The sequence below is a fragment of the Actinomadura geliboluensis genome (assembly GCF_005889745.1).
GTDB lineage: Bacteria > Actinomycetota > Actinomycetes > Streptosporangiales > Streptosporangiaceae > Spirillospora > Spirillospora geliboluensis.
Map to the genome: position 1 here is coordinate 1 of NZ_VCKZ01000150.1, position 19,304 is coordinate 19,304.

The 19,304-nt window shown below is 73.1% G+C and carries 19 protein-coding genes; 1 reads left to right on the forward strand and 18 read right to left on the reverse strand.

What is annotated here, in order from left to right:
• The 18 genes from ETD96_RS20700 to rsmD form a co-directional block, all read right to left on the reverse strand.
• On the reverse strand, positions 1-1,828 hold a 1,828-nt coding region (locus ETD96_RS20700), incomplete at its 3' end, for a [protein-PII] uridylyltransferase (protein ID WP_138638121.1).
• A gap of 7 nt (positions 1,829-1,835) precedes the next feature.
• Positions 1,836-2,174 (reverse strand): P-II family nitrogen regulator, encoded by a 339-nt coding sequence (locus ETD96_RS20705; protein ID WP_138638122.1) that lies wholly within the window; start codon positions 2,172-2,174, stop codon positions 1,836-1,838.
• Positions 2,175-2,176: 2 nt separating this feature from the next.
• Positions 2,177-3,505 (reverse strand): ammonium transporter, encoded by a 1,329-nt coding sequence (locus ETD96_RS20710; RefSeq protein ID WP_138638123.1) that lies wholly within the window; start codon positions 3,503-3,505, stop codon positions 2,177-2,179.
• A 170-nt stretch (positions 3,506-3,675) separates the two neighbouring features.
• Positions 3,676-4,821, reverse strand: coding sequence for a signal recognition particle-docking protein FtsY (gene ftsY / locus ETD96_RS20715; RefSeq protein ID WP_138638124.1), 1,146 nt, complete (start codon positions 4,819-4,821; stop codon positions 3,676-3,678).
• Positions 4,822-5,145: 324 nt separating this feature from the next.
• A complete protein-coding gene (locus ETD96_RS20720) occupies positions 5,146-5,808 on the reverse strand; it encodes a DivIVA domain-containing protein (protein ID WP_171069146.1) in 663 nt (220 codons plus the stop codon).
• Positions 5,809-5,813: 5 nt separating this feature from the next.
• Positions 5,814-6,965, reverse strand: a complete 1,152-nt coding sequence (locus ETD96_RS20725) for a globin domain-containing protein (RefSeq protein WP_205719374.1) — start codon at positions 6,963-6,965, stop codon at positions 5,814-5,816.
• A gap of 5 nt (positions 6,966-6,970) precedes the next feature.
• A complete protein-coding gene (locus ETD96_RS20730; protein WP_138638125.1) occupies positions 6,971-7,396 on the reverse strand; it encodes a globin domain-containing protein in 426 nt (141 codons plus the stop codon).
• Between the two features lie 484 nt (positions 7,397-7,880).
• Positions 7,881-11,531, reverse strand: a complete 3,651-nt coding sequence (gene smc / locus ETD96_RS20735) for a chromosome segregation protein SMC (RefSeq protein WP_138638126.1) — start codon at positions 11,529-11,531, stop codon at positions 7,881-7,883.
• 433 nt (positions 11,532-11,964) lie between these two features.
• Entirely contained in the window at positions 11,965-12,228 is a 264-nt protein-coding gene (locus ETD96_RS46780; RefSeq protein ID WP_386867330.1) for a zinc ribbon domain-containing protein, read from the reverse strand.
• Positions 12,229-12,284: 56 nt separating this feature from the next.
• Positions 12,285-12,482: a hypothetical protein gene (locus tag ETD96_RS20745; RefSeq protein WP_021598747.1), complete on the reverse strand. Its 198-nt coding sequence runs from the start codon at positions 12,480-12,482 to the stop codon at positions 12,285-12,287.
• Between the two features lie 177 nt (positions 12,483-12,659).
• Positions 12,660-12,956 carry an acylphosphatase gene (locus tag ETD96_RS20750; protein ID WP_138638127.1) on the reverse strand — a complete coding sequence of 99 codons (297 nt, stop codon included), beginning with the start codon at positions 12,954-12,956 and terminating at the stop codon, positions 12,660-12,662.
• An 11-nt stretch (positions 12,957-12,967) separates the two neighbouring features.
• A complete protein-coding gene (gene mutM / locus ETD96_RS20755; RefSeq protein WP_138638128.1) occupies positions 12,968-13,846 on the reverse strand; it encodes a bifunctional DNA-formamidopyrimidine glycosylase/DNA-(apurinic or apyrimidinic site) lyase in 879 nt (292 codons plus the stop codon).
• A complete protein-coding gene (gene rnc, locus ETD96_RS20760) occupies positions 13,839-14,609 on the reverse strand; it encodes a ribonuclease III (protein WP_138638129.1) in 771 nt (256 codons plus the stop codon). Before rnc ends, mutM begins: the two co-directional genes overlap by 8 nt.
• A gap of 281 nt (positions 14,610-14,890) precedes the next feature.
• Complete coding sequence (gene rpmF, locus ETD96_RS20765) at positions 14,891-15,070, reverse strand: 50S ribosomal protein L32 (protein ID WP_089324772.1); 180 nt, start codon at positions 15,068-15,070, stop codon at positions 14,891-14,893.
• Position 15,071: 1 nt separating this feature from the next.
• Complete coding sequence (locus ETD96_RS20770; RefSeq protein WP_138638130.1) at positions 15,072-15,719, reverse strand: YceD family protein; 648 nt, start codon at positions 15,717-15,719, stop codon at positions 15,072-15,074.
• A gap of 107 nt (positions 15,720-15,826) precedes the next feature.
• Positions 15,827-16,309, reverse strand: a complete 483-nt coding sequence (coaD, locus tag ETD96_RS20775) for a pantetheine-phosphate adenylyltransferase (protein ID WP_138638131.1) — start codon at positions 16,307-16,309, stop codon at positions 15,827-15,829.
• Positions 16,310-16,450: 141 nt separating this feature from the next.
• The gene (locus ETD96_RS20780; protein ID WP_138638132.1) at positions 16,451-17,902 is read right to left on the reverse strand and encodes a penicillin-binding transpeptidase domain-containing protein; all 1,452 of its coding nucleotides are present in this window, start codon (positions 17,900-17,902) and stop codon (positions 16,451-16,453) included.
• A gap of 30 nt (positions 17,903-17,932) precedes the next feature.
• Positions 17,933-18,499, reverse strand: coding sequence for a 16S rRNA (guanine(966)-N(2))-methyltransferase RsmD (rsmD, locus tag ETD96_RS20785; RefSeq protein WP_138638133.1), 567 nt, complete (start codon positions 18,497-18,499; stop codon positions 17,933-17,935).
• 224 nt (positions 18,500-18,723) lie between these two features.
• Between rsmD and ETD96_RS20790 the strand changes: the two genes are divergently transcribed.
• The coding region (locus ETD96_RS20790; protein WP_138638134.1) for a hypothetical protein at positions 18,724-19,304 on the forward strand (581 nt) is incomplete at its 3' end.

Genomic DNA, 19,304 nt, shown 5'->3' on the forward strand with positions numbered 1-19,304 from the left:
GGGGCGGCGGCGTCCCGCCGGTGAGGGCGGCGGCGGCGCGGCGGGCCAGTTCGGCGACGAGGCCGGCCTTCCAGGCGCCCCAGGCGGCGGGTCCGGTGGCGGCGCCGTCGGCGATCGCGAGGGCGGCGAGGAGGTCGAGGATCTCGCGTTCGCGGCCCGGCACCCCGGACACGGCGCCGGTGACGTGCTGCACGGTGACGGGGTCGTCGATGTCGCGGCGGGTGGCGGTGTCGGGGAGCAGCAGGTGGTGGCGGACGAGGGTTTCGAGGACGCGGACGTCGTCTTCGGGGAACCCGAGGCGCGTCCCGATGCCGCGGACGGCGGCGGCACCCGCGGTGGAGTGGTCGCCGGGCCGGCCCTTGCCGATGTCGTGGAACAGGGCGCCGACGAGCAGGAGGTCGGGGCGGGCGACCTCGCGGGTGAGGGCGGCGGCGCCGGCGGCGGTCTCCACGAGGTGGCGGTCCACCGTGTAGCGGTGCACGGGGTTGCGCTGCGGCCGGTTCCGGACGTGCTCCCATTCGGGCAGCAGCCGGACGATCAGCCCGGCCCGGTCGAGGGCCTCCCAGACGGCGATGGCGGCGGGACCGGCGCCGAGCAGGGAGACGAGCGCGTCGCGGGCGCCGGAGGGCCACGGCACCGGCGGCAGGGCGGCGGACTCGGCGAGCCTCGCCGCCGTCGCGGGAGCGAGCGGCAGCCCCGCCTGGGCCGCCGCGGCGGCCACGCGGAGGACGAGAGCGGGGTCGCCGAGGTCGGCGTTCCGGGCGAGCACCACCTCGCCCTCGTACTCGACGGCGCCGTCGCCGACGGGACGCCGCTCGGCGGCCCGTGCGGGGCCGGCCGGCGGCCGGAGGGCGGTGGAGACGTCGCCGGGCGCGGGGCGGGTGAAGCGGTCGACGCGCCGCCACAGGGTGGAGCCCGCGTAGGTGATCGTGCGGGCCGCGTCCACGACGGAGCGCTGCAGGACGTCCGCGTCCGGCAGGGCGAGGGCGCGGGCGACGGCCTCCTGCTCCTGCAGGACGAGGCGGTCGGTGGAGCGGCCCGTGACCTCGTGCAGCGCGTGCCGCACGTCGAGGAGCAGGTCGTGGGCGGCCCTGACCCGGCCGTCGGGGGCGGACGCCGCCCAGGACGCGGCGGCGGCGTGCATCACGTGGACGTCGCGCAGCCCGCCGCGGGCCTCCTTGAGGTCGGGTTCGAGGAGGAAGGCCAGTTCGCCCTGGGCCTCCCAGCGCTCCCGGCACATCGCCGCCAGTTCGGGCAGCCGGACGGCGGCGTCGGCGCGCCAGTCGGCGAGGACGGCGGCGCGCAGTTCGTCCACGAGGGTGTGGTCGCCCGCGACGCGGCGCACGGACAGCAGCCCCAGCGCGGCCTTCATGTCGCCGCGGGCGACGGTCCGGGCCTCGTGGACGGTGCGGACGGAGTGGTCGAGCCGCGTCCCGGAGTCCCACAGCGGGTACCAGACCCGGTCGGCGATCCCGGCGACGTCGGCCCTGCCGCGGTGCAGGAGGACGAGGTCGAGATCGCCCCCGGGCGTCAGCTCCCGGCGCGCGTGGCTCCCCACCGCGGCCAGCGCGACCCCACCGGAGATCACAGCCGCCGGGGCGCGCGCGGGCGTGGCCGGAGGCGCGGTCGCGTCCGGTGACAGGGCAGCGGACAGGAGGGCCGCCAGGTGGCGGTCCAGGTCGGTGGCGCGCGACGCCCGCGCCGCCGCGAGGGAGGCGCGGGCGGCCGGGACCGCGTCGGCTTCTCCGGCCCGTCGCCCCCGGCCGGACGGCGTCTCGGGCCGTGCCGAGGGCAGTGGCCGGGGGCTGCGGGGCGCGGAGTCGGTCATGGGCGTCCTAGAGGGCTTCCGGGCCGGTCTCGCCGGTGCGGACGCGGACGACGGTGTCCACGGGGACCGCCCACACCTTGCCGTCGCCGATCTTGTCGGTGCGGGCGGCGCGGACGATCACGTCGATGATGTCGTCGGCGTCCGCCGCGTCCACCAGGACCTCGATCCGGAGCTTGGGCACCAGGTCGACCTGGTACTCGGCACCTCGGTAGACCTCGGTGTGGCCCTTCTGCCGGCCGTAGCCGCTGGCCTCGCTGACGGTCATGCCCTTGACCCCGAAGGTCTCCAGGGCCTTCTTGACCTCGTCCAGCTTGAACGGCTTGATGACCGCCGTGATGAGCTTCATCCCTACGCCTCAACCTTCTTCGCGGGGGCGGGCGCGGCCGCGGTCGCCCCGGAGCCGATGCCCGCGCGGATGGTGCCGAAGTCGTAGGCGGTCTCCGCGTGCGCCGTGCTGTCGATGCCGGCGGCCTCGTCGTCGTCGCTGATCCGGAAGCCCATCACCCGGTCGATGACCTTGGCGATCCCGTAGGTCACGGCGAAGGAGTAGACGAGGGTCGCCAGGACGGCGACGGCCTGCTTGCCGAGCAGCGCGAACCCGCCGCCGGCGAGCAGCCCGTCCGCGCCGGCGTCGTTGACGGCGGTGGTGGCCAGGAGGCCGATGAGCAGGGCGCCGACGATGCCGCCGACCATGTGGACGCCGACCACGTCGAGCGAGTCGTCGTAGCCGAGCCGGTACTTCAGCCCGACCGCGAACGCGCAGACCGCGCCGGCGACGAGGCCGAGGGCGATGGCGCCGAGCGGGGTGATGAATGCGCAGGCCGGGGTGACGGCGACCAGCCCGGCGACGACGCCGGAGGCGATGCCGAGCGTGGTGGACGCGCCGTCGCGCAGCTTCTCGACGACGATCCAGGCGAACGCGGCGGCGCAGGTCGCGGCGAGCGTGTTGACGAACGCGACGGCCGCGGTCTCGCCGGCGGCGAGCGCGGACCCGGCGTTGAAGCCGAACCACCCGAACCACAGCAGCCCGGCCCCGAGCAGGACGAACGGGAGGTTGTGCGGGCGCATCGGCTCCTTCGGCCAGCCCTTGCGCTTGCCGAGGACGAGCACCAGCGCGAGCGCCGCGACGCCGGCGTTGATGTGGACGACCGTGCCGCCCGCGAAGTCGAGGGCGCCGAGGTCGAACAGCCAGCCGGCCTTGCCGCCGTCCCGGCCGTCCGACCACCACACCCAGTGGGCGATCGGGAAGTACACGAGCGTGGCCCACACCAGGGTGAACACGACCCAGGCGCCGAACTTGGCGCGGTCGGCGACGGCGCCGCTGATCAGGGCGACGGTGATGATGGCGAACGTCGCCTGGAAGGCCACGAACACCAGTTGCGGGATGCCCGTGCCGTCGTCGGCCGTCGCGGCCTTCTCCAGGCCGACGAGCCCCCAGTCGCCGAACCCGCCGATGAACGCGCTGAGGGCGCCGCCGTCGCCGAACGTGAGGGAGTAGCCGTAGACGACCCACGCCATGCCCACCACGGCGATGCTGACGAAGCTCATCATCATCATGTTGAGCACGCTCTTGGCGCGGCTCATGCCTCCGTAGAAGAAGGCGAGCCCGGGTGTCATCAGCAGGACGAGCGCGGTGCTCGTCAGCATCCAGGCGGTATTACCGCTATCGATCTTCATCTCTGAGAGAGTCCCTCCTCGCCAGGGAACTTCGAACTGCTCAGAGACTCGACCTCGGCGGTTTCGTGCGCGGGGCTCCCGCGTTTCACCGGTGTGAAAAGCGCAACCGGGGTGTTTCGTGCGTGTTTCTAATTCCTCACATGCCGTTTTTAACCGATTAGAGGTCTATTTCAGTCACCCAGGATCGCGTCCACGAACGCCTCCGGCTCGAACGGGGCGAGGTCGTCCGGCCCCTCCCCAAGCCCGACGAGCTTCACCGGCACGCCCAGCTCCCGCTGCACCTGGACGACGATGCCGCCCTTCGCGGTGCCGTCCAGCTTGGTCAGCACGACACCGGTGACGTTCACGACCTCCGCGAACACGCGTGCCTGCTGCATGCCGTTCTGCCCGGTCGTCGCGTCCAGGACGAGCAGGACCTCGTCCACCGTCGCCTGCTTCTCCACGACGCGCTTGACCTTGCCCAGCTCGTCCATCAGCCCGGTCTTGGTGTGCAGCCGGCCCGCCGTGTCGATGATCACCACGTTGACCTTGGACTCGATGCCCTGCTTGACCGCGTCGAACGCCACGCTCGCCGGGTCGGCGCCCTCGTCCCGGCGGACGACCTGCGCCCCGACGCGCGTCCCCCAGGTCTCCAGCTGGTCGGCCGCGGCGGCGCGGAAGGTGTCGGCGGCGCCGAGCACCACCGTGTTGCCGTCCCCGACCAGGACCCGGCCGAGCTTGCCGCAGGTGGTGGTCTTGCCGGTGCCGTTGACGCCGACGACCATCAGCACCGCCGGACGGTCGCCGTGCCCCTCCGTGCGCAGCGAGCGGTCGAGATCCGGGCCGATCTGCTTGACCAGCTCGTCCTTCAGCAGCCCGCGGACGTCCTCGGGGCTGCGGGTGCCGAGCACCTGGACGCGGGTCCGCAGGTCGTCGGTGACCTGGCGGGCCACCGCCGCGCCCATGTCGGCGGTGATGAGCGTGTCCTCGATCTCCTCCCACGCGTCCTCGTCGAGCGTGTCGCGCGACAGCAGGCCGAGCAGGGTCTTGCCGAACGTGTTCTGGGAGCGCGCGAGCCGGGCCCGCAACCGGACGAGACGCCCCGCACCGGGCGGCGGCTTCTCGATCTCGATCGTGGGACGCGGAGCGGGCACCTCCGTCGGCGGCGCCTCGACGGTGGGCGCCTCCGCCTCGTCGACGGCCGTGGCGCCGCCGGTGCGTTCCGTCGGGCGCTCCACCGGCGGGCGCGGGCGGGTACGGCGGGGCCTCAGCAGCGTGATGCCACCGACGATCAGAGCGACGGCGGCCAGCGCGGCGATGACGATCAGATATTCCATAGCGCCCCCAAGTTTTGCACGTTCTCCCAGGGGGGCTGTGTCTACCCAGGGGGGCGACCCCCTGGAACCCCCGTCACGAGCCGGTCGATCCTCACACTGTGTTGGCCCAGGGGGGCGACCCCCTGGAACCCCCGTTGCGAGCCGGTCGATCCTCACGCCACGGTGCTGGTGTGTTGTGACCGTGCGGGTTTGTGGCGTGTCGCTGCGGTCGCCCGGCTCGGCGGGCAGGCCCGCTGCGCTCGCAGAGCTCGCTCCGCGTGCCTGCCCGTAGCCGGTGGCCGAGCTTCGAACCCAGAAGACCGAGCTTTCCACCCGTCGCTCAGGTCATTGCGGGTCCGGTGATCGGCTTGGCAACGATGCCCGTTCGGAGGTCTCCCATTCGTCGACGTTGCGGAGGAGGGCCTCCAGATAGGAGCGCAGGTGGGTGCGGTAGACGTCGCTGTAGGTGCGCAGGTAGGCGATCTCCCGTTCCATCGAGCGGCGCTCGTCGTCGGGCAGGGGGACGGGCCGGGTCTCCTCCGTGGAGCGGACGGCCGCGTCGGCCACGGCGGCGGCCTTGCGGTGGGCGTCCTCCAGCAGGTGCTCGGCGCGTCCCTTGGCGTCGGAGAGGATCGCCTCCCGGTGCAGCCGCGCCTCGTGGGCCAGCTCGCGGGTGTAGCGCTCGGCGTCCGCGACGTACAGGTCGGCGGTCTGCTGGGCCTGCGACAGGATCCGGACGGCCTGGAAGTGGGCGTCCTCGGGCGCCATCACGCCGGTGCCGCCGCCCTTGGCCGCCTGGGCGCGCAGCCGGTTCACCTCGTCGGCGAGCGCGGCCTTGTCGGTGAAGATCTGGACGAGTTCGTCCTCGACGTAGGCGAGGAAGCCGCGGACCTGCTCCTCGTCGTAGCCGCGGCGGCCGAGGGCGGCCCGCGCGAACACCACCGAGCGGAGCTCGCCCGGGGTCAGCCGCGTGCCGGCGGACACCACGGGAAGGTTCGGGGAGTTCAACGCGGTCACCTCTGTGCGTCTGGGAAGGTTTCCAGGCGGATGCGGTCGCGGGCCACGCCGAGGCGGGCCAGCTGCTCGACGGTGTGGCCGACCATCGCGGACGGCCCGCACACGTAGGCGTCTCGGCCGTCCCAGGGGCCGTGCCTGGCCACGACGTCCGACAGGTTGCCGTGCTCGACGTCGCCGTCGCCCGACGTGAGGACGGCGGAGAAGCCGTGTCCGCCGGGTTCGTCCGATACGGCGGGAACGACGGTGAGCCAGGGGAACCCGCCGGCCAGCTTGGTCAGGTCCTCCAGGTCGTACAGGCCGTCGCGGGTGCGGGCGCCGAAGAACAGGTGCACGCGCGGCGGGGCGGGACGCCGCGAGATCTGCTCCAGGATCGCCTTGAGCGGGGCCAGGCCGGTGCTGCCCGCGACGAGCAGGACGTCCCGCGGCGAGTCCTCGTCCAGGGTGAGCGTGCCGATCGGCGCGCCCATCCGGACCCGGTCGCCGGTCTCGGTGCCGCGCACCAGGACGGGGCTCACCGGCCCGCCGTCCACCAGCCGGACGTGGAAGTCGACGGTGTGGTCGGGGCGGGGCGCGTTCGCCATCGAGTAGTACCGCCAGTGCCGCAGCCGCGACGGCACCTCCAGCGCGACCGACTGGCCGGGCCGGTAGGGCAGCGGCCGGTCCGGCTGGACGCGCAGCACGGCGATGTCGAACCGGCGCCGCTCGACCGCGACGACCTGGCCGTTCCACCAGGCGGGGGTCGTGAGGGCGTGCTCGTCGGCGGCCTCCAGCATGACCTTGGCGACCAGGGTGTAGGCGGCGTTCCAGTCGCCCTCGACGTCGTCGGTCCAGTCGTCGCCGGTGAAGTGCCGCAGCGTGGCGAGGAGGCTGGCGCCGACGTGCGGGTAGTGCTCGGCGACGATCCCGAACCGCCGGTGGTCGCGGCCGAGCTGCCGCAGGAACGGGACGAGGGCCGGCAGGTCGTCGACCTGGGCGACGATCTGCCCGAGGGCGCGGAGCAGCTTGTCCCGCTGACCGCTCATCCCGACGGGGAACATGTCGCGCAGGTGGGGGTTGCGCACGAACAGGTCGGAGTAGAAGAACAGGGCGACGGCGTCGCCCTGTCCCGCGACCCGGTCGAAGCTGTCCTTCAGCCGCTGGGCGTCCACGCGGATCAGGAGACGGGCTCGGCGGCGGCCTCCGTCATGACCTGGGCGACCACGCCGTAGGCGGCCGTCCAGTCGCGTTCGAGGTCCGCGTTCCACGCGGGGCCGCTGAAGTGGGCGAGGGTGGCGAGCAGGCTCGCGCCGACGGGCGCGTAGTGGTCGGCGGCGACGCCGAAGCCGTGGTGGCGGCGGCCGAGGTCCCGCAGGAACGGCACGAGCGCGTCCGGGTCGTCGACGGACGAGACGATCTGCGACAGCGCCGCGAGCAGCACCTCGTGCTGCTTGGCCATCGCGGCCGGGAACATCGATCTGAGCCGCGGCTCACGCGCGAAAAGGTCGGCATAGAAATACTCGGCGACGTCCACGCCGTTCGCGCCGACCAGGGCGAAATTGTCCTTGAGTTTGCGGGCGTCCATGGGCAGCACCTCTCCCATGGTCCTCCGTACCGGACGGGGGCACCCGGTGAGGGGAGCCGGAGAACCACGGTGCACATGGGTAGTGGAAGCCCCGGAGCCGCACAAGCCCGCCAGCGTCGCCACCGCATCACCGTCCGTGCACGCGGATCACGTGGCGCGTACGTCACCGGCGACAACGCGCCCGTAATCAATCAGTTATTGCCGGGCAAAAAAGATTCCACGCCCGTCCGAATTGCGGACGGATAGGCGATGCAACGCTCCAATCACCGCCCGCGAATATTACGGCCATATGAAATCCGCAACACGCCACCGGCATCAAGGCACACGTCCGTAAGCTCGGCCCGCGACGACCTCAACGTTGCGATCGCGTGCGAAGCCAGGTTCGAGCGAAGCAAGAACCTGATCGCGCAGCGAGCCGCAAGGCGAGCCGGAGCGATGCAGCGATCGCCGCGAAGCCCGTGGAAGGAAGGCGCGCCAGCGCCGCCCGCCGAGGGCGAAGCAATTAGCTCAACCGCTGGCTGACGACCTGGGTGACGCCGTCGCCGCGCATGCTGACGCCGTAGAGGGCGTCGGCGCCCTCCATGGTGCGCTTCTGGTGGGTGATGACGATGAGCTGGGACGATTCGCGCAGCTCCTCGAAGACGGTGATGAGCCGCTGGGTGTTGGTGTCGTCCAGCGCGGCCTCGACCTCGTCCAGGACGTAGAACGGCGACGGGCGGGCCTTGAACACGGCGACCAGGAAGGCGATGGCGACCAGCGACCGCTCGCCGCCGGACAGCAGCGACAGCCGCTTGACCTTCTTGCCGGGCGGGCGGGCCGACACCTCGACCCCGGTCGTGAGCATGTCGTCGGGCACGGTCAGCGACAGGCTGCCCTCGCCGCCGGGGAACAGCCGCGCGAAGATCCGCTCGAACTCGCGGGCCGTGTCGTCGTAGGCAGCGGCGAACACCTCCTGGACGCGGTCGTCGACCTCCTTGACCAGGCCGAGCAGCTCCCGCTGGGTCTTCTTGAGGTCCTCCAGCTGCGAGGTGAGGAACGCGTGCCGCTCCTCCAGCGCCGCGAACTCCTCCAGGGCGAGCGGGTTGACCTTGCCGAGCTGGTTGAGCTGCCGCTCGGCGACCTTGGCGCGCTTCTCCTGGACGGCCCGGTCGTAGGGGACGGGCCGGGCGTCCTCCCCCTTCTCCGGGTCGGGCGGGACGAGCTGGTCCGGGCCGTACTCGGCGACGAGCGACTCGACCTCCAGGCCGAACTCCTCCAGGGCCCGCTGCTCGTACTGCTCCAGCCGGAGCCGCTGCTCGGCGCGGGCGACCTCGTTGCCGTGGACGACGTTGACGAGGCGCTCCAGGGTCGCCGACAGCTCGCGGACCTGCGTGCGGACGACCTTCAGCTCGGCCTCGCGCGCGGCCTTGGCCTGCTCGGCGGCCTCGCGGCGGCGGACGGCGGCGGCGAGGGAGTGCTCGATGCGGTCGAGGGACGTGCGGGCGCCGCGGTGGACGGCCTTGGCGACCCTGGCCTGCTCCTCGCGGCGGGCGCGGCGCTGCGCGGCCCGCGCGCGCTCCTCGCGCTCGCGGCGGGCGCCGCGTTCGAGGGCGTCGGCGCGGCCGGTGATGGCCTGCACGCGCTCCTCGGCGGTGCGGACCGACAGCCGCGCCTCCATCTCGGCGGACCGCAGCTCCTGGCTGCGGGCGTGCAGCTCGTCGCGCGCCTCGGTGTCGTGCCCGGCCGCGTCGGCGACCTCGGCGGCCTCCTCCGACTCGGCGAGCCGCATCGCCAGTTCCTCGGCCGCCTGGGTGTCGCGCTCCAGCGACTCGGTGGCGGCGTCCAGCGCCTTGGTGAGCCGCTCCACTTCGCCGCGCGCGGCCCGGACGTCGGCCTCCAGGCGCGCGGCGCGCTTGGCCTCTTGTGCCGCCTGCGCGTCGAACTCGCGCACGCGCGCGCGGACGCGGTCAAGCTCGGCCTGGGCCTGGTTCACGCTCGCCTGGGCCTCGCCGGCGGCGGCCTCCGCGGCCTCCAGTGCCATCTGGGCGGACTGCTCGCGCTCAATCGACGCAGTGAGTTCGTCGGCGGCGACCCCGGCCGCCGTCTCCGCGGCGGCGAGATCCTCGGTGGCCTGGTCAAGGGTCGCGCGCATCTGCAGAAGGCCCTGCCCGCTGCTCGCACCACCCTGCGCCCAGTGCGCCCCGACGAGTTCACCGTCGCGCGTCACGGCGCGCAGGGACGCCTCCCGCCGGACGAGCGCCGCGGCGGACGGCACGTCGTCAACGACCGCCACGTCCCGCAGAAGATGCTCCATGGCGGGCCGCACGACCTCGGGGACGCTCACCGCGTCGATCGCGTAGTCGACGCCCGGCACCCGCGCGCCCGGCGTGACCGCTCCCCCGCCGACGATCAGCCCGGCGCGCCCGGCGTCGCGGGAGCGCAGCAGCGCCAGCGCGGCCTCGGCCGTGTCGAGCGACCCGACGGCGATGGCCTCGGCGGCGTTGCCCAGGGCCGCGGCGACCGCCGTCTCGTACCCGGACCGGACGTTCAGCAGCGACGCGACCGTGCCCAGCACGCCTTCGAGGGAACCGTCCGCGCCCGCCGACAGCAGCGCCTCGCCGCCGTCGGCGGCGCTGGCCAGCGTCAGGTTCAGGGCTTCGATCCGCGCCTGCAGCGCCGTGACCTTCTTCTGCGCGGCCTGGTCGGCGGACCGCGCGGCGCCCACCGCGCCCCGCGCCTCCTTCAGCGCCCCGCGCGGACCGTCCACGCCGGCGCGCGCGGCCTCGGCGGCGTCCTTCGCGGTGGCGAGCGCCTCCTGCGCGGCCTCGTGCTCGGCGGCGAGCGCGGGGTCCTCGACGACCTCGGCCTCGAACGCCTCGAACTCCACCCGGGCGTCGTCGGCGCGCTGCTCGGCCTCCTCGCGGGCGTCGGCGAGCCGCCCGATCTCCGACCGGCCGGCCTGCGCCTTGCTGCGCAGCGCCTCGACCCGGCCGCGCAGCCGGGCCAGCTCCTCGCGGCGGTCGGCGGCGGCGCGCGCGGCGGCCTGCAGGCGGCGCTCCTCGGCCGCGAGGGCCTCCTCGACGCCCGTCCGCTGCTCCACGGCGTCGGCGAGGCCGTCCTGCGCCTCGTCCAGCGCGGCGCGGAGCAGCTCCTCCTGCTCGCGGATCTCGGCGGCCTCGCGCTCCATGTCCTCGGGGTCGCGGCCCCGCCGCTCCTCCTCGCGCGCCTCCGCGGCGTTGCGGTGCCGCTCGGCGGCGAGGTCGGCGACGCCCCGGAGCCGCTCCTTCAGCGCCGACAGCTGGAACCAGGTGTCCTGGACCTGCGCGAGCCTCGGCGCCTGCTCGGCCTCCTCCGCCTCCAGGACGGCCTCGCGCCGCTGCGCCTCGCCCAGCGCCCGCTCCGTCTCGGTGCGGCGCTCCCGGATCGCGGCCTCGTCGGCGGCCTCCTGCTCCAGCCTCGTCCGCAGCGTGACGAGGTCGTCGGCCAGCAGCCGCAGCCGCGCGTCCCGCAGGTCGGCCTGGATCACCGCCGCGCGCCGCGCGATCTCGGCCTGCTTGCCGAGCGGCTTCAGCTGGCGGCGCAGCTCGCCGGTGAGGTCCTGGACGCGGGTCAGGTTGCCCTGCATCGCGTCCAGCTTCCGCAGCGCCTTCTCCTTGCGCTTGCGGTGCTTGAGGACGCCGGCGGCCTCCTCGATCACCGCCCGGCGCCCCTCCGGGCCCGAGTGCAGGACGCGGTCGAGCTGCCCCTGCCCGATGATGACGTGCATCTCGCGCCCGATGCCCGAGTCCGACAGCAGCTCCTGGATGTCGAGCAGCCGGCACGAGTCGCCGTTGATCGCGTACTCGCTGGACCCCGACCGGAACATCAGCCGGCTGATCGTCACCTCGGTGTAGTCGATCGGCAGCGCCCCGTCGGCGTTGTCGATCGTCAGCACGACCTCGGCGCGCCCGAGCGGCGCCCGGTTCGCCGTGCCGGCGAAGATGACGTCCTCCATCTTGCCGCCGCGCAGCGACTTGGCGCCCTGCTCGCCCATCACCCAGGCCAGCGCGTCCACGACGTTGGACTTGCCCGACCCGTTCGGCCCCACGACGGCCGTGATCCCCGGCTCGAACTTGAGCGTGGTGGACGACGCGAAGGACTTGAAGCCGCGCAGCGTCAACGTCTTCAGGTACACCCGCCGTCCCTCCCTCGCTCCGCGGCCCGGAATCGCAACGCTAGAGGCTATCGCGTACCCGCCCCGACGACCCGGCGAGTCACGCCCCGCCCCGGTCCGATGCCACGATTCCAAAGATCAACGCAGAACCCCCGGTTCCGGCCGCCCCGAACCCCCGAAACCTTTGCCACATTTTGACCACATATCCCAGGCCGAAGCCGTTCCCCAGGATGCACCCACCCCACCGCCCCGACAGACAGTGACCGAAGGGCAGGTCATGCAATTGAGCTATGGCCCCACCACGGCACCCCGGCACGATGACAATCAGCACAGCGCGCCACAAGCGACCGCAGCCGCCAAAGAGGGCCAACGCCACGGCCCAGACCCGGACAAGACCAGATCTGTGCCGATTGACGTCCTCCCCCGCCTGAAGGCGGGGGATTCCAACCGTCCCCTATACGGAGAGGAGAGCGGGTTGAGGTTCGCGGTTCACCGGCCCGCCCAACGGCGTGCCTCCCCGCGCGGCCACCGTGCGCCCCACGGCGGTGTCTCGGATGTTGCGTGCGGCGTTGACGTCGGCGTTGGCCCGGTGCCCGCAGGCCGTGCACCGGAACACCGCTTGGCTCTCGCGGTTGTCCCGGGCGCGGTGCCCGCACGCATTGCAGGTCTGCGACGTGTAAGGCGCCCCAGCGCCTGACGCCAAGGGTGAAGTAAACAAACACCTAGGGACGCCGAGGTTCGACGTCCCTGTGTTTTGAGGATGACGCGCCGAGATCAGGTCAGCGCGGGTTCGCGGTCCTTCACCGCGAGCGACATCACATCGTCGTCCGTCGCCGTCGCAAGCGCGTCGTTCTCCGCCTGGAGCCGTACGAGTTCGGCCTCCAGGTCACGTACGCGCTGCTGCAGGCGCCGCATCTCCGCGACCATCCGGGGGTCGGGACCGCCGACGTGGCCGAGTAGAGCCTTCGCCATGACTAAGGGTCCTCCACGCTGAGTAACCAGCAGGGATCGCGCACGAGAATCAGCTGAAGTCGGTGCGCGTATCGTCTAGAGTCGCACCGGCCGGTGTCCTGGTCAAGCCGCACATCACAGGCCGGTAACAACCTTCCTCTACTAGTTTAGCAGGTACAAACCGGAACTCCCTACCCGTCACCGCTCCACGAATCCGGCGGCCTCGCCGCGCGGGTCGCTCCAGCGCTCGGTGACGCCGGTGACCTTGCCGGGACGGCCGGCGCCGCCGTCGCCGCCCAGCAGGTCGAGCAGGTCGCGGCACCGGCCGCGCGGGCCCTCGGCCACCACCTCGACGCGGCCGTCGCTCAGGTTGGTGGCGCTGCCGGCCAGGCCGAGTTCCAGCGCCCGCGACCGCACCCACCAGCGGAACCCGACGCCCTGGACGCGTCCGCGCACCCAGGCCGTGAGCCGCACGTTCTCCTCGTCGTCCGTCACGCGAGGAAACCCTAGTAGTGCGCCCGCCGGGGGCGCGGCTGGCACACCGGGCAGCTGTAGGACGAGCGGTTCATGAACTCGTCGCGGCGGATGGGCGCCCCGCAGCGGCGGCAGGGCTCGTCGCGGCGGCCGTAGGCGTCCAGGGAGCGCTCGAAGTAGCCGCTCTCGCCGTTCACGTTGACGTACAGGCTGTCGAAGGACGTCCCGCCGACCGCGAGGGCGGCGCCCATGACCTCCTGTGCGGCCTCCAGGAGGCGCGTGGCCTCCGCGCGGGTCATCGTCTCGGTGGGGCGCGCCCAGTGCAGCCTGGCCCGCCACAGCGCCTCGTCGGCGTAGATGTTGCCGACGCCGCTGATCAGCGACTGGTCGAGCAGGGCCCGCTTGATCCCCGTCTTGCGGCGCCGCAGCGCGCGGAAGAACACCTCGGGGTCGAAGGCGTCCTCCAGCGGGTCGGCGGCGATGTGCACGATCGGCTCGGGGACGAGCGACCCGGCGGCGTGCGCGTCCGGGACGAGGTCGGTGAGCATCAGGTGCCCGAAGGTCCGCTGGTCGACGAAGCGCAGGTCGTGGCCGCCGTCGTCGAAGCCGACCCGGACGCGCAGGTGCTTCTCGCGCTCGCGGCCGGGGTCGCCGACGAGCAGCTGCCCGCTCATGCCGAGGTGGGCCAGCACCGCCTCGGACTCGCCGTCGAGCGGGATCCACAGGTACTTGCCGCGGCGGCGGGGCGCGCGCATCGCGCGGCCGGCGAGGCGGGCGGCGAAGTCGGCCGGGCCCGCCTCGTGGCGGCGCACCGAGCGGGGGTGCAGGACCTCCGCGGACGCGATCGTCCGGCCGGTCGTCCACTGGTCGAGGCCGCGCCGGACGACCTCGACCTCGGGCAGCTCAGGCACCGGCCTGCGCCGCCTCACCGGTCTGCCCGCCGGTCTGCTCGCCGGCGTCCCGCTCCACGACGAGCGCGCGTATCTCGTTCCAGGCGGCCTCGGCGGCGTGCTGCTCGGCCTCCTTCTTGCTGCGGCCCTCCCCCGAGCCGTAGGTCTTCCCGCCGACCCGCACCGACGCGCGGAATGTCTTCTGGTGGTCGGGGCCGCTCTCGGCGACGTGGTACTCGGGGACGCCGAGCTCCTCCACGGCCGTGAGCTCCTGCAGCGAGGTCTTCCAGTCCAGCCCGGCGCCGAGGCCCGCGGACCGGGTGATCAGCGCGTCGAAGAGCCGGTGGACGAGGGCGGACGCCTCGTCGAGGCCGCGGTCCAGGTAGACGGCGCCGATCAGCGCCTCCAGGGTGTCGGCGAGGATCGAGGCCTTGTCGCGGCCGCCGGTGCCCTCCTCGCCGCGGCCGAGCCGGATGTGCGCGCCGACGCCGAGGCCGCGGGCGACCCCCGCGAGGGCGCGCATGTTCACCACGGCGGCGCGGAGCTTGGCCAGCTGCCCCTCGGGCAGGTCGGGGTGGCCGCGGAACAGGGTGTCGGTGACGACGAGCCCGAGCACCGAGTCGCCGAGGAACTCCAGGCGCTCGTTGGTGGGCAGGCCGCCGTTCTCGTAGGCGTACGAACGGTGCGTCAGGGCACGTTCGAGCAGTTCGTCGGTCACGTCGACGCCGAGCGCGGCGGTCAGTTCCGCGCGGTCCGGCGTGGGTGCGCTCCTCTTGGCGCTCACGGGCCCTCCTCGCAGGCCGTGCACCGCGCATGGCGCGGTCGCTGGTGCGGCGCGCCGGCCGGAACGGCCGGGACGGCGAGGACGCGCGGCGGGGAGGATGTCCGCGAAGACGAGGTGCGCGCCGGTCGGCTGATCCCGGCGTGCACCACGGCTCCGGGCGCGGTCTCCGCGCCGGTCACCACGCCGACGTCGCGCGCCGGGGTGGTCGGGGTGGTGCCGTCCCGCACCGTGGGGGGCGGGCCGCGCCGCGCGCGGATCCGCCCCCCAGGATGCGAGAAGACTCAGGCCGACGGGGTGATGACCTGCCGCCGGTCGTAGGTACCGCATGTCGCGCACGCGGTGTGCGGCAGCTTGTGGTCGCGGCACGTCGGGCACTCGACCAGGTTCGGCGCCGCGGTCTTCCACTGCGCGCGCCGGTGCCGCGTGTTGCTGCGCGACTTCTTCCGCTTCGGGACGGCCACGTCAGCCCTCCTGCTTTCCTTCTCGTCGGTCGAATGAACCACGGGTGCCGGAGCTCCCGTTCCCCCGGTCGGGGTCCGCCGGCGCCATGTCGCCGGCGAGGTCCTGCAGCGCCGCCCACCGGGGGTCGGCGACGTCGTGGTGGTGCCCGGGCTCGACGTCCGCGAGCCGCGCACCGCAGTCCGGGCACAGGCCCGGGCAGTCGTCCCGGCACAGCGGGGACAGCGGCAGCGCGAGCACCACCGCGTCCCGCAGGACCGGTTCGAGGTCGATGAGGTCGCCCTCGAGGCGGAGCTCATCGTCGTCGGCGTTCCCGCCCGAGCGGGTGTCGTCGTAGACGAACAGCTCCTGGAAGTCCGCCTCGAAGGACGAGGCGATCGGGTCGAGGCAGCGGGAGCACTCCCCCTCCAGGGGGACCGTCGCCGTGCCGGTGACGAGCACCCCCTCCAGGACCGCTTCGAGCCGGAGGTCCAGCTCGATCGCGGCGCCCTCGGGGACGCCCACCATCTCGACGCCGAAGTCCTCCGGTGCCGGCACGGTCAGGCGCTCCTCGCGCGACGATCCCGGCTGCCGGCCCAGAGCTCGGGTGTCGAGCACGAGAGGGGCGTTGGGGTCGAGGCGTGTCAGCGGATTCCTGCTTTCGTGAGGCATGGTGAACGGCGGCCGCCGTCGATGGCCGATGTCCCAGGGTACCGAACCCGGGGCGGTGACCCAACTCGCGACCCGTCCGTCCGCCGCTCACGGGGCGGGGAGGGCCGTCAGCCCTGCTGCTGGAGGCGGTCCACGAGGCGGGCGTGGACGCTGTCGGGGACGAGTCCGGAGATGTCCCCGCCGAACTTCACGACCTCTTTCATCAGGCTCGAGGACAGGAAGGCGTACTCCGGGTTCGTCGCCATGAAGAGGGTCTCCACCCCGGCGATCCGGTGGTTCATCTGGGCCATCTGCAGCTCGTACTCGTAGTCGCTGACGGCCCGCAGCCCCCGGACGATGACCGGGATGTCCTGCTCCTTGCAGTAGTCGACGGTGAGCCCGTAGAACTTGTCGACCTTGACGTTGCCGTACTCCGCGGTGACCTCGGCGATCATGTCGGCGCGCTCGTCCACGGTGAACAGGCTCTTCTTGTTCTTGTTGATCAGCACCGCGACGACCACCTCGTCGTACAGACGGGAGGCGCGGCTGATGATGTCGAGATGCCCGTTGGTGACGGGGTCGAACGATCCCGGACAGACGACACGGCGCACGACGCGAACCCCTTCGGTCCCGGTTTCTGACCTGCGGCGTGAACGTACCAAATCGCATTCGGCCCGGTTTCACCCGGGCTCGCCCGGCCGTCCGGGTACGCCCTCCGGGCCTGCGGTCCGGGCATGCCGCCCGGGGGCCGCTCAGTCGCCCAGGGCCTTGAGGATCCGGGCCGCGATCGGGCCCGACTCGATGCCGTAGCCGGGCGCCTCGGTCATCACCGCGACCGCGTACTTCGCGTCGTTCCCCGGCCCGAAACCGATGAACCAGCGGTCGTTGTAGGCGGCGCCCTCGATGTCGGCGGTACCGGTCTTGCCGCCGACGATCGACGTCCCCTTCAGCGTCTTGCCGGTACCCCGGTCGACGACGGCCTCCATCATGTCCCGCATCTGCTTCGCCTGCCCGGACGTCAGCGCCCGCGACATCCGCTGCGGCGAGATCGTGTCGACCGTGCGGCCGTTCGGGGCGCGCAGCCTGTCGACGAGGTGCGGCTGCATGACCTCCCCGTCGTTGACGACGCCGGCGGCGACCATGGCCATCTGCAGCGGGCTGGCGACCGTGCTGCCCTGCCCGATGGAGCCGAGCGCGCTGAGCGACGGCTGGTCGGTCGTCGGGAACGCGCTGGCGGCGCTCCGCAGGCCGTCGGCGTACTCGACCGGGTCGCCGAACCCGAACCCGCCGGCCGCCTCGTGGACGGCGCCGTTGCCGGGCTCCTCCGCGCCCATGAACGCGAACGTGGTGTTGCAGGACTGCGCGTACGACTCCGCCAGCGGGATGCGGCTCAGGTCGCAGGACCCGCCGATGTCGCCCGCGTCGTTGTTGATCGCCTGCCCGGCGCCCGGCGGCTTGTAGCTGCGGCCGGCCTTGACCTGCGACGCGGCGGTGGCGCCGGACTTCAGCGCGGCCGCGGCGACGACGGTCTTGAACGTGGAGCCGGGCGGGAACAGCTCCCGCGTGGCCTTGTCGAGCAGCGGCTTCAGCTTCTCGCCGTTGAGCCGCTCGAACGCCTTCACGGCCTTCTGCCGGTCGAGCGTCGACACGTCGTTGGGGTCGTAGGTCGGCGTGGACGCCAGCACCCGGATCGCGCCCGTCTTCGCGTCGAGGACGACGGCCGCGGCGCGGCGGGCGCCGCTGGACGCGAGCGCGGCGTAGGCGGCGCGCTGCGCGCCGACGTCGATGGTCGACTCGACCGTCCCGCCGGGGACGTGGTTGCCGACGAGCTTGTCGACGAGGTTGGTGGTGGCGAGGCGGTCGTCGGTGCCGTCCAGGAAGTGGTTCGCGGCGCTCTCCAGGCCGGTCTGGGAGAACACGGAGAAGTAGCCGGTGACCGGCGCGAACACCTTGCCGTCCTTGTAGTGGCGCTGGTAGCGGCCGTCGTCGAGCTTCTCCGACCAGGCGAGCCGCTGGCCGTCCGCCACGATCGGGCCCCGGTCGATCTTGAAGCGGTCGTCGAACTGGCGGGCGTTGAGCGAGTCGTCCCGGAGGTCCTGCGCCTGGAAGCCCTGCACGTACGTGATGTTCGCCATCAGGGCGACGGCCATGACCAGGGCGACGACCCAGGTGCGTCCCACCGCGCGGTCGATACCGGGCTTCATGGGCATGCCTTTACCCGATCTCCCTTCCCGTCAACGGCCGTTGGCGCGGCCGTACCAGAAAACCGCCTCACCGTAACGCCTCTCGCGCTCTGCTTCGTACCCGTCGGGCCAGGTCAGCGCGGGTCCGCGGGACGCGCGCTCGACGACGACCAGGGCGTCGGGGGCGGCCCAGCCGTGGTCGCGCAGGTCCTCCAGGAGAGCGGTGACGGACGCGTCCGCGAGCGCGTACGGCGGGTCGGCGAAGATCAGGTCGTAGGGCTCGCCGGGCCCGCGCCGGACGAGCCGCTCCACCTTCTCCGGGCAGGGGACGGCGCCGGGCAGCCCGAGCGCGCCCGCGTTCTGCCGGATGACCCGCATCGCGCGCGGGTGCGACTCGACGAGCAGCGCGTGCGCGGCGCCCCGGGACAGCGCCTCGAACCCGACCGCGCCGGACCCGGCGTACAGGTCGGCGACGCGCAGCCCGTCCAGCGGGCCGAGGAGGGCGAGGACGGTGGAGAACAGGCCCTCCCGGGCGCGGTCGCTGGTCGGCCTGGTGTCCCGTCCCGGCGGGACGGCCAGCCGCCGCCCGCCCGCGCTGCCCGCGATGACCCTGCTCACCCTCCCAGTATCGGGGGCCGTCTCCGCTGATCGCGCATCGGCAGCCGGCACCGGCCGGGCCGGGGGTTCGCGAAATGATGCACAACCCGCGCGGGAGCCTCTTGTGAACCTCTACCCAAATGGCGCGAACGATGTTCCCATCGACTACGTCACGTGCAAGCGTGCTCGCAGGTTGTGCAACCCATCACTCAGGAGCACCTGTGCATCACGGTAGGAGACTGGCGGTGACGGCCGGCGCCGCGGTTCTCGGCTTCGCCGCCATGAGCGGCGTCTCGCACGCCGAGACCTCCACGCCCCTCGCCGAGCTCACGACCCCTCCGACGACGACGGCTCAACCGAAGACGGCCCGCCCGAAACCGGTGACGACGCGAAAGGCGCCGATCAAGAAGACGGAAAGGCTGATCACACCCAAGAAGACGAAAACCCGAAGAGCACCGGCGAAGAAGGCGGCGACCGCACCGAAGGCGAAGCCGCTGCTCGACCTGCGCGTCGGCGCCACGCTCGACTACGACGAACGCACCCGGACCGCGAGCGCCGGCCTCGACGTCGGCGCGGGCGCCGGCACGCAGGACACCGGCGCGGGCGTCCGGCTCCGGGCCGGCGCGAGCGCGTCGCTGAGCGACGCCACCGCCAAGGCGGGCACGCGGCTGGACGGCCGGGCCGCGTCGCCCGCCGGGAGCACCGGGCTCTCCCTCTCGGCGGGCGCCACCGCGTCCGCGGGCGGGCGGCTCCTCAGCGCCCAGGCCGATCTCGGCGCGTCGGTGGCCCCGGCCGGCGGCACCCCCGTCTCGGCGCACCTGTCGGC